Origin of the sequence: Sphingomonas canadensis (genome assembly GCF_026013525.1) — a bacterium.
Taxonomy (GTDB): domain Bacteria; phylum Pseudomonadota; class Alphaproteobacteria; order Sphingomonadales; family Sphingomonadaceae; genus Sphingomonas; species Sphingomonas canadensis.
Map to the genome: position 1 here is coordinate 188,647 of NZ_JAPDRA010000006.1, position 12,908 is coordinate 201,554.

At 67.3% G+C, this 12,908-nt stretch carries 9 protein-coding genes; 4 read left to right on the top strand and 5 right to left on the bottom strand.

Annotation, left to right across the window (positions count from 1 at the left end):
* Positions 1-30 precede the first annotated feature (30 nt).
* From OM513_RS13660 to OM513_RS13670, 3 genes are all read right to left on the bottom strand, one after another.
* Positions 31-2,385 (bottom strand): TonB-dependent receptor, encoded by a 2,355-nt coding sequence (locus OM513_RS13660; protein ID WP_264944997.1) that lies wholly within the window; start codon positions 2,383-2,385, stop codon positions 31-33.
* A 107-nt stretch (positions 2,386-2,492) separates the two neighbouring features.
* Positions 2,493-4,292 carry a tetratricopeptide repeat-containing sulfotransferase family protein gene (locus tag OM513_RS13665; RefSeq protein WP_264944998.1) on the bottom strand — a complete coding sequence of 600 codons (1,800 nt, stop codon included), beginning with the start codon at positions 4,290-4,292 and terminating at the stop codon, positions 2,493-2,495.
* Positions 4,293-5,051, bottom strand: coding sequence for a competence/damage-inducible protein A (locus tag OM513_RS13670; RefSeq protein WP_264944999.1), 759 nt, complete (start codon positions 5,049-5,051; stop codon positions 4,293-4,295).
* A gap of 63 nt (positions 5,052-5,114) precedes the next feature.
* Here OM513_RS13670 and map point away from each other — a divergent pair, with 63 nt between their 5' ends.
* Complete coding sequence (map, locus tag OM513_RS13675) at positions 5,115-5,945, top strand: type I methionyl aminopeptidase (RefSeq protein WP_264945000.1); 831 nt, start codon at positions 5,115-5,117, stop codon at positions 5,943-5,945.
* On the opposite strand, the gene OM513_RS13680 is transcribed toward map, so the two are convergent.
* Positions 5,933-6,175: a hypothetical protein gene (locus tag OM513_RS13680; protein WP_264945002.1), complete on the bottom strand. Its 243-nt coding sequence runs from the start codon at positions 6,173-6,175 to the stop codon at positions 5,933-5,935. The two genes, map and OM513_RS13680, sit on opposite strands and share 13 nt — an antisense overlap.
* 275 nt (positions 6,176-6,450) lie before the next feature.
* Here OM513_RS13680 and OM513_RS13685 point away from each other — a divergent pair, with 275 nt between their 5' ends.
* Positions 6,451-6,789, top strand: a complete 339-nt coding sequence (locus OM513_RS13685; protein ID WP_264945004.1) for a P-II family nitrogen regulator — start codon at positions 6,451-6,453, stop codon at positions 6,787-6,789.
* A 103-nt stretch (positions 6,790-6,892) separates the two neighbouring features.
* Positions 6,893-8,305 carry a type I glutamate--ammonia ligase gene (gene glnA / locus OM513_RS13690; protein ID WP_264945006.1) on the top strand — a complete coding sequence of 471 codons (1,413 nt, stop codon included), beginning with the start codon at positions 6,893-6,895 and terminating at the stop codon, positions 8,303-8,305.
* A gap of 234 nt (positions 8,306-8,539) precedes the next feature.
* Here the strand turns inward: glnA and OM513_RS13695 are convergent, their stop codons facing one another.
* Complete coding sequence (locus tag OM513_RS13695; RefSeq protein ID WP_264945008.1) at positions 8,540-11,101, bottom strand: TonB-dependent receptor; 2,562 nt, start codon at positions 11,099-11,101, stop codon at positions 8,540-8,542.
* Positions 11,102-11,406: 305 nt separating this feature from the next.
* Between OM513_RS13695 and OM513_RS13700 the strand changes: the two genes are divergently transcribed.
* Positions 11,407-12,831 carry an aldehyde dehydrogenase family protein gene (locus tag OM513_RS13700; RefSeq protein WP_264945009.1) on the top strand — a complete coding sequence of 475 codons (1,425 nt, stop codon included), beginning with the start codon at positions 11,407-11,409 and terminating at the stop codon, positions 12,829-12,831.
* Positions 12,832-12,908: the final 77 nt, after the last annotated feature.

Genomic DNA, 12,908 nt, shown 5'->3' on the forward strand with positions numbered 1-12,908 from the left:
TGGACCTGCGCGGACGCGAGGTAAAGCCCGTCAGAACTTGCGCCCGATCTTCACGCCGATCGTCCGCGGCTGGACGGGATAGCTGTACAGCGTGCCGCCGCAGGTGCCGACGCCGCACTGGGCGGTGCGGAAGGTGCCGCCGACCACGTCGAAGGCGTTGCGCACGTACAGATCGAGCGAGAAGCCCGCCAGTTCGCCACCGGTCGAGAAATCGACGGTGCCATAGCCATCCTGCTTGCCGAAGGCGGCACGCGCCGCGGTACGCAGATCGAACAGCACCGAGGTCTGGTAGACCGCGGCGGCCTGGAAATAGGCCTTGCCGTCGCCGCCGGCGATCGGGAATTCATAGCGAAGCTGGGCATTGCCCTTGAACTCGGGCGTGATCGGCAGCCGCGCGCCCTTCGGCGCGAGCTCGACGTTACCGGCCGGAATCGAGCAATCCGCCGTGCCCGATATCCGGCAATAGGGCGACGCAAGCTTGGCATCGTTATACGAGCCCGAGACCGAGGCGGTGAGGCCGCCCCAGCGCCCGGCAAGCTCCGCCTCGATACCGCGCACGCGCGCATTGCCGGCGTTCTGGATCTCGGTCAGGCCGTTGGCGCCGAGATAGGAGAACTGCATGTCGGTCCAGTCGAGCTGGTAGATCGCGCCGTTGAAGCGGACCGGGCCGAAGCTGGTCTTCCAGCCCGCTTCGTAATTGTCGACATAGTCCGGACCGAACGGCTCGAGCGTGCCGCGCCGGTTGATGCCGCCGGGGCGGAAGCCGCGCGACATGGTGGCGTAGAACATCACATCGTCCACCGGGCGCCAGGTGAGGTTCACCTTGTGGATGAAGCCCCAGTCCTTCGACTGCTTGTCGAGGTTGGTGCAGGGGCTGCCCGCCACCACCGCCGCGGCGAAGCAGGCCGCCTCGCCCGTGCCGCTGGAGAAGCCGGCGCCGTAGCCGAAGAAGCCGACCAGCGTGTTGTCGTATTTGAAGATGCGCGTGCCCAGCGTCGCGCTCACCTTCGGCGAGATATCGACGGTGAGGTCGCCGAACACCGCATAGTCGCGGTCGACGCGATATTGCTTGGTGAGCCAGATCGTGTCGTTCCAGCCCGGCACCTCATAGGCATCGGCAAAGCCGGGAATGACATAGACCTGCTGGATGTTGTGCGTCTGGCGCTGGTAGAAGCCGCCGAAGATCAGGCGCGCCGGCCCGCTTTCCCAGTTGAAGCGCAGCTCGTGGCTCTGCTTGGTGAAGGCGTCGCGGCCGTAGAAAGTCTGGTTCGAGAGCGGATCGCCGTTGTTATCGACATAATAGGCGCCGTACCCGAACAGCGCGTCATAATAATAGGCGTAATCCGAATAATCGTTGGCGCTCGTCACCAGACGATCGAGGTAGGTTCCGGCATAGGTTACGTCGAAGCTTCCGATCTTGCCCTCGATCGTCAGCGCGGCCTGATACCATTTGTCCTTCGAATATTCGGGATTGTACTGCTGGACCTTGTAAGCGCCGAGACCCAGCTCATAGCCGAAATAGCCCTGGGTCTTCTGGATCTGGCCCATCACCTGCGGGGTGATCGTCCAATTATCGTCCAGGTCGAGCTTCAGCGCCGCGCGGCCGCCGTAGACGGTGACGTCGTTATAATCATCCTCAACCAGCGCCGCGTTGGTCACCGTGTTGGTGCCAGGGATGTCGCCGCCGGGCGAAAGCGTGGGGAACACGCGCGTGCCCGGGATATTGTCGATATAGCCGCCCTTCTTGTCGTACCAGCCGACAACGCGCAACGCGGCGCTGGAGCTGATCGGCAGGTTCACGAAGCCCTCGCCGACATAGCCCATCTCGCCATGGGCGACCCAGTTCACCTCGCCCTTCACCTCGCCATAGAAGCCGCTGGTATCGGGCTTGTTGGTGATGATGCGCACGGTGCCGGCCTGCGAGCTGGCGCCGTACAGCGTGCCCTGCGGACCCGCCAGCGCCTCGATCCGCGCCACGTCATAGACATGGAGATCGAGCGCGCCCTGGATCGTGGTGATCGGCGCCTCGTCCAGATAGGTGCCGACGCTGGGCAACTGGCCCGAGTGGTTGATCGTCTCGCCCGAGGCGATGCCGCGGAAATAGACCACCGAGGCGCCCGGACCCGCCGTCTGATACGACAGCGAGGGCAGGTAGCGGGCATAGTCGTCGAAATCCGAGACCTCTAGCTGGTCGAGCTTCTCGGCGCCGATCGCGGTGATCGAGAGCGGAACGTCCTGAAGGTTCTCCTCGCGCTTCTGCGCGGTGACGACGATCTCGTCGTTATAGCCGCTGTTGTCCTGCGCCCAGGCCGGCGCGGCGGACATCGCAGTCGACGTCAGCAGCCCCGCGATCCAAAGCGACTTCGAAAAACCCCCTGCGTTCATGGCCGGCCTCCCTGGCTATGTGACGAGGCTGTTACGCGGCCATAGCGGTGTCAAGCGGTTTCCTGTGCGCTGCACAATGCTACTGTACGATCGTGCAACGGCTGTTGCTAAGGCGCATCAGGGAGGGTGGCGAGCACCGGGGCCAGGACGGCTTCCAGCGGGCCGAGCCAGGGCGCGTAGTTGCGCCATTGATCCGTGGCGTCGGTGTAGATCGGCTGGCGCACCTGCTCCGCGCTGGGGGTGCGCACCGCGCGCTCGGTACGGTGGAAGGCCAGGCAGGCGGGGTCGAACGCCAGCCCGAGATAATCGAGCAGCCGCCGCACCTCGCCCTCCAGATCGGCGACCAGCGCCTCATAGCGGACGCGGTGGACACGGCCGGGCAGCGCGGCATCGATCACATCCATCATGCCCACATAGTCGCAATAATAGCGGCCCAGCTCGACCAGGTCGTAGCTGAACGCCTGACCGCGCGCGAAATGCTGTTTGAAGCAGGAGAAGCAACATCCCATCGGATGCCGCCGGACGTCCACGATGCGCGCGTTAGGCAGGATCAGGTGGATCAGCCCGGCATGCGCGAAATTGTTGGGCAGCTTGTCGATGAAATAGGGGCGATCGGTCTTGCGCTGGATACGGGTGAGGTCGAGATATTCCTGGCCCAGCGCGCGCAGTTCCGCCGCGTCCAGCCCGGCCAGCACCTCGGGATAGCGCGTCTCCTCGCCGCGCCGCTTTCGCCCGCCCAGCTTGCGCGCGATCGCGGGGAGGTCGGGCAGCTCCATCGTCCCTTCCACCAGCGGATGGCTGGACAGTATCTGTTCGACCAGCGTGGAACCTGAACGCTGGAGCCCGACGATGAAGATCGGATCGGGCGCCGGGTTGCCGCCCCCCGTCCGCGCCGCGAAGAACTCCGGCGTGAACAGCGTGCGGGCGCGGGCGAGCTGGTCGCTCAGCTCCGCCGGGTCGTAACTGAGCTGGGCGCGGCGCAGCCGGTTGCCCTCGGCATAATGGGCGAAGGAGCTTTCGTAGCGGCCCGCGTCCTCCAGCGCCTTGCCCAGCGCGAATTCGAAGTGGAAGCGATCATCGGGCGTCAGGTCCGCGCGGGCGAGTTGCGCCTCCATCGCTGCGATGTCGGCATCCGCGAAGCGAAAGGTCTTGAGGTTGGCCAGGCTCCAGAAGCTCTCGCCGAGCGAAGGAAGCTGGGCGATGCTGGTGCGATAGGCCTCGATGCTCTCCGGCACCTTGCCCACGGTCTTGAGCGCATGGCCCAGGCTCATCCACACTTTGGGCTGGTTGGGCAGTTCCGACAGCACCGCACGATAGAGCGCGATCGCGCCGTCATAGTCGCCGATGCGGACGAGCAGCGCCGCCTTCAGGTTGCGGTAGGCCGGATTGGCGGGGTCCTCCTCCAACAGCAGGGCGACATGCGCCAGCGCCTCCTCCGACCGCGCCTGACGGTGAAGCACCACCGCCAGATTGTGGCGCGCCGGCGTGAACCCCGGCGCAAGCTCCAGCGCGCGGACGAGCAGGTTCTCCGCATCGCCATAGCGGCCCAGCCGCGTCGCCAGCTCGGCCAGCATGCGGATCGCGGCGACATCGGTGGGATGCGCCTTCAACCGCTCGCGCAGCAACGGCTCGGCCGCGGAAAGCGCGTCGCGGCGCAGCGCGTCGGCAGCCTCGATCAACTGGGGATCGCGCACCGATTCCCTCACCGCGCTGAGATGCGCCCGCCCGCCCGCATCGGGATCGCCCGCCGCATGCCAGGCATCGCCGATCGCGCGCCAGGCCGCAGGCGACGGTGCCAGCGCTTCGGCCCGGCGGAGCGGCGGATGCGCGCCCGCGGTATCCCCGGCCGCGATGCGCGCGCGGGCATCCTGCAGCAGCGACCGGAACTGATCGGCTCCCTGCGCCATTCAGATCCCGCCCTCGACCGCTTCGAAGCCTGCCGAGGCCAGCCCGGCCGCGACCGCATCGCCGCAGGCGTCGACCACCGCCTGCGATGTCGCGCGGATCACGAAATTGGCGCCGGTGCGGCCCTCGCGGAACAGCGGATAGCTGCCGATCGCCACGCCCTCGTGCGAACGTTCCGCCTCGCGCAGCAGGTCCGCGACCTCGCTCTCGGCCACCCAGCAGCCGATCGTACGCGACAGCAGCGGCAACCCGCCCTCCAGCGTTCCGGTGAGCGCGTCGAGCATGCCCGCGGCGATATGCGGCACGCCGGCCAGGATGAAGAGGTTGCCGATGCGGATGCCCGGCGCCCCGGACATGCGGTTCGGGATCAGCTCGGCGCCCTCGGGCACGCGCGCCATGCGCAGCCGCGCATCGGTCACCTCCTGCCCGCGCTTGCCGTAATAGGCCTCCAGCGTGGCGCGCGCCTGGGGGTGGATCACCACGGGCACGCCCAGCGCCGCGGCGATCGCGTCCACCGTGATGTCGTCGTGCGTCGGGCCGATGCCGCCGGTGGTGAAGCAATAATCGTTGCGCGCGCGCAGCGCGTTCACCGCCTCCACGATCGCCTCCTCGCGATCGGCGACCACGCGCACCTCGGCCAGCCGGATACCCTGGGCGTTGAGCCACACGGCGACCTGGCCGATGTTGCGGTCCGCCGTCCGGCCCGAAAGTATCTCGTCGCCGATGATCACCAGCGCCGCAGTCCACACACGTTCTGACATGCCGCCCGCATAGCCCAGCCTTCCGCCCTCGCAAAGCGGCCCGGCTTGGCCTATATCGCGGCCATGACCGAATATGTTGCCGTAACCGCCGACACTCCCCTCGCCCGCACCGGCGCGATCAAGCTGCATGGGCCGGACGGGTTCGCCGGCATGCGCCGCGCCGGCCGGCTGGCGGCGGAGATACTGGACGCGCTGGTGCCGCATGTCGTGTCCGGCGTCACCACCGCCGAGCTGGACGATATCGTGCGCGAGATGACGCTGGCGGGCGGCGGCGTACCCGCCACGCTGGGCTATCGCGGCTATACCCATTCGTGCTGCATCTCGATCAACCATGTCGTGTGCCACGGCATCCCATCGGAACGGACGCTGAAGGACGGCGACATCGTCAACATCGACGTGACGCCGATGGTCGACGGCTGGCACGGCGACACAAGCCGCATGTATCTGGTCGGCGATGTGGCGCTGAAGGCCAAGCGGCTGGTGGACGTCACCTATGAATCGCTGATGCTGGGGATCGCCCAGGCCAGGCCCGGCAACTATCTGGGCGATATCAGCCACGCGATCCAGACCCATGCGGAGAAGCACCGCTTCGGCGTGGTGCGTGATTTCTGCGGCCATGGGCTGGGCCAGGTATTCCACGACGCGCCGGAGGTGGTGCATGTCGGCCGCCCCAAAACCGGCCCGATGCTGAAACCCGGCATGTTCTTCACGATCGAGCCGATGATCAACATCGGCCGCCCCGACGTGAAGCTGCTGGACGATGGCTGGACCGCGGTGACGCGCGATCGTTCGCTGTCGGCGCAGTTCGAACATTCGATCGGAATCACCGAGGACGGCTGCGAGATATTCACGACCAGCCCCAAGGGGCTTGACCGGCCGCCCTACGCCGCCTGACCGGGCGGCGGGGCGCCCTCGCGCCAATAGCGCAGCATCGCCTCCGCCTCGTCCGCGCTGATCCGGCCCGCCGCGCTTTCGATCCACAGCCCGCCGCGCTGGCAGGGCGGCAGCGACAGCAGCCCGTGCGCCATGATCACCAGCGTGCCGCGCGCGACCACCAGCTCGCGCGGCGGCGCGCCGTCGGCTCCGGCATCCTCCAGCCTTCTGATTTCGGCGGGCAGGTTCATGGGCGGCAGTTTTCCGGAAAAGATCATCACGTGTCCGCAACGCTAACGCCCGCGGCGCGGCCCGGTTCCCTGCATGATTTCGCAGGCATCGAGGTTTCCGGCGGGTTTCCGCCCTGCCCCCGGAGCGGGCATCGCCAGCGCGTCTGCCCAATTACTAGGCACTTGTTAACCCGCGCCGGGCGTGCGACCCGAGAGAGGCCGCCGAGTCCCGCTCTGGCACGGATGTTGCCAGACGCGCGGCATTGGGATCATCAAGACGAAGGATTGGATCAGCCGTGAAGAAGATCGAGGCCATCATCAAGCCGTTCAAGCTTGATGAGGTGAAGGAGGCGCTGCACGAGGTGGGCGTTTCCGGCATCACCGTTACCGAAGCCAAGGGTTTCGGCCGCCAGAAGGGGCATACCGAGCTCTATCGCGGCGCCGAGTATGTCGTTGATTTCCTGCCGAAGGTTAAGCTCGAGGTCGTCGTCGAGGACGCGGTCGCCGAGCGCGTGGTAGAGGCGGTGGCCGCCGCCGCGCAGACCGGCCGGATCGGCGACGGCAAGATCTTCGTCATCCCCGTGGAGACCGCGCTGCGCATCCGCACCGGGGAGCGGAACGAAGCCGCGGTCTGAACCGTGGTTTGACGCGGCGCAGCATTCTGTGGATGCTGCACGCGCGAGCATAATTTTGTTGCCCGAGTCGTCGGGCGGGGGAAACTAAAGGAAAGGGCGTTTCATGGCGAACTCGGCCAGCGATATCCTCAAGATGATCAAGGACCAGGAGATCGAATGGGTTGATCTCCGCTTCACCGATCCGAAGGGCAAGTGGCAGCACCTCACCATGGTCTCCGGGGTCATGGGCGAGGATGAGCTCACCGACGGCCTGATGTTCGACGGTTCGTCGATCGAGGGCTGGAAGGCGATCAACGAGTCCGACATGATCCTGAAGCCGGACCTCGACGCGGTCTATGTCGATCCGTTCTCGGCCACGCCGATGCTGATCCTGTTCTGCGACATCGTCGAGCCTTCGACCGGCGAGCTCTATGCCCGCGATCCGCGTTCGTGCGCCAAGCGCGCCGAGGCCTATGTGAAGGCCACCGGCATCGGCGACACCATCTACGTCGGCCCGGAAGCAGAGTTCTTCGTGTTCGACGACGTCAAGTTCGAGACGAGCTACGCGACCAGCTATTACGCGATCGACGACATCGAGCTGCCGACCAACACCGGCAAGTCCTATGAGGGCGGCAACCTGGGCCACCGCCCGCGCGCCAAGGGCGGCTATTTCCCGGTCGCCCCGGTCGACAGCCTGGTCGACATCCGCGGCGAGATGGTCTCGACGATGATGGAAATGGGCCTGCCGTGCGACAAGCACCACCATGAGGTGGCCGCCGCGCAGCACGAGCTGGGCCTGACCTTCGGCACGCTGGTGACCACCGCGGACCGCATGCAGATCTACAAGTACGTCGTGCATCAGGTCGCCCAGGCCTATGGCAAGACCGCGACCTTCATGCCCAAGCCGATCAAGGAAGATAACGGCAGCGGCATGCACACCCACATGTCGATCTGGAACCAGGGCACGCCGCTGTTCGCGGGCAACGGCTATGCCGGCCTCAGCGACATGTGCCTCTATTTCATCGGCGGCGTGATCAAGCACGCCAAGGCGCTCAACGCCTTCACCAACCCGACCACCAACAGCTACAAGCGCCTGGTACCGGGCTATGAGGCGCCGGTGCTGCTGGCCTATTCGGCGCGCAACCGTTCGGCCTCGTGCCGCATCCCCTATGGCGCGGGCGCCAAGGCGAAGCGCGTCGAGTTCCGTTTCCCGGATGCGCTGGCGAACCCCTATCTCGCCTATGCGGCGCTGCTGATGGCCGGCCTGGACGGCATCCAGAACCGCATCCACCCGGGCGATCCGATGGACAAGAACCTGTACGATCTGCCCCCGGCCGAGCTGGCCGAGGTGCCGACCGTGTGCGGTTCGCTCCGCGAGGCGCTCGAGAGCCTCGAGGCCGACATGGACTTCCTGCTGAAGGGCGACGTGTTCACCAAGGACCAGATCGAAGCTTACATCGAGCTGAAGTGGGCCGACGTGGCGCGTTGGGAGATGACTCCCAGCCCGGTCGAGTACGACATGTACTACAGCGCCTGATTACCGCGCAGGCGGGGGCAAGAGGGGGCGTCCGGACCTGGGGAGGTCCGGGCGCCCCTTTCGTTTCTTGGCATGGCGCCGCGCGGGAAGCGCCAGCCACCTCCCCCTGGCGGGGGAGGATGGGGAGGTCCCTTCCCGCCCGGCCAGGTCGCCCAAAAGGAAGGGGGCGCCCGGATCGCTCCGGACGCCCCTCCCCTCGTATTCCATTACCCGCAGGCTGCCCCGCGGCGCGGCTCAGCGGCCGCCCAGCTTCACGCTGGCGGCAATGCCGAAGATGCGCGGCTCGCCGGCGATGAAGGTCGGCATGCCCAGGCTGTCGCCCGTGTTGCCCGCGTCCTTGATATATTGCTGGTCGAACACATTGGTGACGAAGCCCTCGACGCGCCACACGCCGTCGGCGGTGCTGACGCCCAGCCGCAGGTCGACGGTCGCATAGCCCTTCTGCCATTCGTCCTGCACCACATCCGGGATCAGGTTGCCCGTCTGCAGCGCCGGCAGGTCGTTGTCGTCGTCGAAGAAGGTCTTCGACTGCCACCCCAGGACCGGCGTGAAATCCGCCTTCACCGGGCCCAGGTCGCCGCGCAGCGTGGCGCCCAGCGACGCGCTGTGATCGGGCGACAGGCGGAAGCGGTTGCCGTCGCGCGCGCCCGTGGTGAAGCGGCTGTGGTTCCAGGCATAGGTGCCGAACAGGTCGATCCACTCCGCCGGCTTCCAGGTGAACTGGCCTTCGAAGCCATAGCTGGTCGCCTCGCCCGCGTTGACCGTGATGAAGGTCGTGCCCTGCTGCTCGGTCGTCTGGAAGTTGCGGTAGCGATAGTAGAAGAGCGCGCCGTCCAGGAACAGCGTGCGGCCCGCCAGCGCGGTCTTCGCACCCGCTTCGAAGCTGTCCACCGTCTCCGACGGCAGCAGATCGAAACGCGCCGCGCCGCCCGGCGCCGCGGGCGGACGGACGCTCAGAACCTCGGGCCGGCGGCCACGGGCATAGTTGGCGTAGAGGCTGGCATCCGGCGACAGCTCGTAACGCGCGGTCAGGCGCCAGGTGAGCCCGCTGTCGTTATGGTCCAGGTCATAGCGCTGGCCGTTGGTGCCGGTGGGCTGGAGGCCCAGGCCGAACAGCGGCACCGGATAGAGCGCGGACGGCGGGATGGTCGCCGCGCCCGGCACGGCCAGGCCGCCCAGCAGCGCGTCGCGCGTCGCCGGGGCCTGCGCCAGCGCGCCGACGAAGCCGCCCAGGACCGAACGCCCGTTGACCACGGCCGAGCTGTATCCCGTGCTCTTGTCGTCATGGCTCCAGCGCACGCCCGCGCCGATCTCCAGCGCGTCGATGGGCTTGAAGCTGACGTCGGCGAACAGGTCCCAGCTCGTCGTCTCGGCGAAGTTGGTGCTGGTCTCCAGATGGTTCGATTTCAGGTTGGCGGCGATGCCGTTCGCCAGCGGAGCCGGCAGCGCATAGCCATAGGCGCCCGCCAGCCCCTGGAGCAGCGCGGCGGTGAAGGCCGTGTTGCCGAACAGCGAGATCGGGGCGGGATCGGAGGCCGGACGGCCCGGGATCAGCCCGCCGCCCGCCAGCGTGCCCGGCGCGCCGAAATCGACCAGCCGCGCCAGCGCCACGCGCTCGTCGAACTGCGCGGGCGTGCGCGTCGATCCGGTCTCGCGGAAATAGGTGGCGCCGGCGAAGGCGGTAAGGCGATCCCCATCGGCCCAGGTGAGGCGCAGCGTCGCCATCGTCTGCTCGCCCTGCGCGTCCTCGGCCGCGGTCAGCGCGGGCAGCGAGATGCCGTCGGCGTCGAACACCTCCAGCGCGGAGAATTCGCGGTACGATCCGATCGCGTTGAGCGAGAGCCGGTCGGAGAATTCATAGTTGGCGATACCGGTGACGCCCCACACCTCACGATCGAGGCCCAGCGGCTTGCCGCCCTCGAAGCCAGCGCCCGGCGCCAGCGCCGCGCCGCTGTTGCGCCCGCGATCGCCCAGCACCGCGCCGGTCACCGGATCGGTGGGGTTCCAGTTGGCGGACTTGAACGAGGTGCCGGTGGCCTCGTCCTTCTGATAATTGCCGATCAGGTCCAGGGTGAAGGCGCCCGGCTCCCAGCGCAGGCTGCCGCGCACCGCCTTGGTGTCGATGCCGTTGAAATCCTCGCCGCCCAGCAGGTTCTGGACATAGCCGTCGCGGTGCTTGATCCGCCCGGCCGCGCGCACCGCCAGCGTGTCGCCGAGCGGCAGGTTGCCGGCGACGTCGAAGCGATAGCCGTCGAAATCGCCATATTGCGCGCGCGCCTGGAACAGCGGCGCGGAGGGATCGGCCTTCGCCTGGATCAGGTTGACCGCGCCGATCAGCGCGCCGCGGCCGTACAGCGTCGACTGCGGGCCCTTGGCGATCTCGATACGGTCCATGTCGAACAGCTCGACATAGGAGCCGCGCGACTTGGAGATCGACACGCCGTCCTGGAAGACGGAGACGCGCGGTTCGTTATAGGCGGTGCCCGAATCGGAGGTGATACCGCGCATCACGAAGCCCGGGTTGTTGGGCGACTGGTTCTGCACGTCGAAGCCGGGGACGAACTGGCCGAGCTTGTCGAATTCGGTGACGCCCAGCGTCTCCAGAAACTCGCCCGAATAGGCGGTGAGCGCGAACGGCACCTCCATCGGCGACTGCTCGATAAGCTGCGCGGTGACCGTGATCTCGCCGTCTTGGGCCGGGGCCTCGGCGGGGACATCCTGCGCGCAGGCGGCGGTGGCGCCGGCGGCAAGGGCGAACGGGCTCGCAAGCGCGAGCAGCAACACACGGACAGTCATCAACTCAAACCCCCACTGGCGGAGGCCCAGGTGCCTCCCTGGCCCTGCCCGTGGCGCGGCTTCGTGACATCTGCATTGCGTTGCAGCGACAGTTATTCGCACGCGCAACATTCCCCGCGGGTGTTGCCCATGTGCGACGATCGGGCCGGTCCGGTGCTTATCCGGCCAAATGTTGTCCGGCCAAAATATTGTCCGGCCAAGAGTTATCCGGGTAGTCCCGCCACCATCGCTGGTGCCAACCTTGCAAGGTTTCCGGGCTCCGGCCATCTAACCGGCAACGATAATGGGTTCCCTTGGAGGCATGGATGCGCAGCTATCTGAAGCAGTATATCGACGGCCGGTGGGTCGAGAGCGAGGGCGGGCGCCGCCACGAGGTGATCAACCCCGCCACCGAGGCGCCCGTGAGCGAGATCACGCTGGGCACCGCGGCGGACGTCGACAAGGCGGTGGCCGCCGCGCGCCGCGCCTTCGACAGCTTCTCGCGCACCACCCGCGAGGAGCGGCTGGCGCTGCTGGAACGGATCGTCGCGGAATATAAGGCGCGCGCGGGCGACATCGCCGAGGCGATCGCGCTGGAGATGGGCTGCCCGATCTCGATCGCGGCCACCGCGCAGGTGGGCAGCGGCATCGGCCACCTGATGGCAGCGATCAACGCGCTGAAGGAATTCACCTTCGAGGAGCGGATCAACAACAGCCTGGTCGTCCATGAGCCGATCGGCGTGGTCGCGCTGATCACGCCGTGGAACTGGCCGATGAACCAGATCCTGGCAAAGGTCGCCCCGGCGCTGGCGGCGGGCAACACGATGATCCTGAAGCCCAGCGAGGAAGCGCCGGGCTCCGCCGCGATCTTTGCCGAGGTGATGGACAAGGCGGGCGTGCCCGCGGGCGTGTTCAACCTGATCCAGGGCGACGGCCCCGGCGTCGGCACCGCGCTGGCCCAGCACAAGGGCGTGGACATGATCAGCTTCACCGGCTCCACCCGCGCCGGCATCGCGGTCGCCAAGAACGCCGCCGACACGGTGAAGCGCGTGCATCAGGAACTGGGCGGCAAATCGCCCGCGATCATCCTGGAGGGCGCCGATCTTTCGAAGGCGGTTCCGGGCGCGCTGATGGGCGTGCTGCTGAATTCCGGCCAGAGCTGCATCGCGCCCGCCCGCCTGCTGGTGCCCGAGGACAAGCTGGACGAGGTGAACGCCATCGCCGGCGGCATGATGCAGGCGACCGAGACCGGCGACCCGATGACCGAGGGCCGCCACATCGGCCCGGTGGTCAACAAGGCGCAGTGGGAGAAGATCCAGGGCCTTATCGCCAGGGGCGTGGCCGAGGGCGCCAGGGTGATCGCGGGCGGCCCGGGCCGTCCCGAGGGCAAGGACAAGGGCTATTACGTCAAGCCGACGCTGTTCACCGACGTGACCAACGACATGGCGATCGCGCGCGAGGAGATCTTCGGCCCGGTCGTCACCATCATCCCCTACAAGGATGAGGAAGACGCGATCCGCATCGCCAACGACACCGATTACGGCCTGTCCTCCGCCGTGTTCGGCTCGCCCGAGGCGATCCGGCGCGTGGCGCCGCGCATCCGGGCAGGGCAGGTCTATGTCAACGGCGGCTCGCCCGATCCCAGCGTGCCCTTCGGCGGCTACAAGCAATCGGGCAACGGCCGGGAGTTCGGCAAATATGGCCTGGCCGAGTTCATGGAAGTGAAGTCGCTGGTCAACGCCTTCGCCTGATTCCGGCGCCTGATCCCGGCGCCGGGGCGGCACCCTGCCCGCTCCCCGGCTTCCGGCACGTGCTTGCCCCTGCGGCC

What these genes read in the sequence shown, in the direction of transcription:
- OM513_RS13680 (WP_264945002.1), bottom strand. Translation starts at nt 6,175, where the DNA reads ATGAACCTGCCCGCCGAAATCAGAAGGCTGGAGGATGCCGGAGCCGAC.
- map (WP_264945000.1), top strand. Translation starts at nt 5,115, where the DNA reads ATGACCGAATATGTTGCCGTAACCGCCGACACTCCCCTCGCCCGCACC.
- OM513_RS13660 (WP_264944997.1), bottom strand. Translation starts at nt 2,385, where the DNA reads ATGAACGCAGGGGGTTTTTCGAAGTCGCTTTGGATCGCGGGGCTGCTG.
- OM513_RS13665 (WP_264944998.1), bottom strand. Translation starts at nt 4,292, where the DNA reads ATGGCGCAGGGAGCCGATCAGTTCCGGTCGCTGCTGCAGGATGCCCGC.
- OM513_RS13700 (WP_264945009.1), top strand. Translation starts at nt 11,407, where the DNA reads ATGCGCAGCTATCTGAAGCAGTATATCGACGGCCGGTGGGTCGAGAGC.
- glnA (WP_264945006.1), top strand. Translation starts at nt 6,893, where the DNA reads ATGGCGAACTCGGCCAGCGATATCCTCAAGATGATCAAGGACCAGGAG.
- OM513_RS13695 (WP_264945008.1), bottom strand. Translation starts at nt 11,101, where the DNA reads ATGACTGTCCGTGTGTTGCTGCTCGCGCTTGCGAGCCCGTTCGCCCTT.
- OM513_RS13670 (WP_264944999.1), bottom strand. Translation starts at nt 5,051, where the DNA reads ATGTCAGAACGTGTGTGGACTGCGGCGCTGGTGATCATCGGCGACGAG.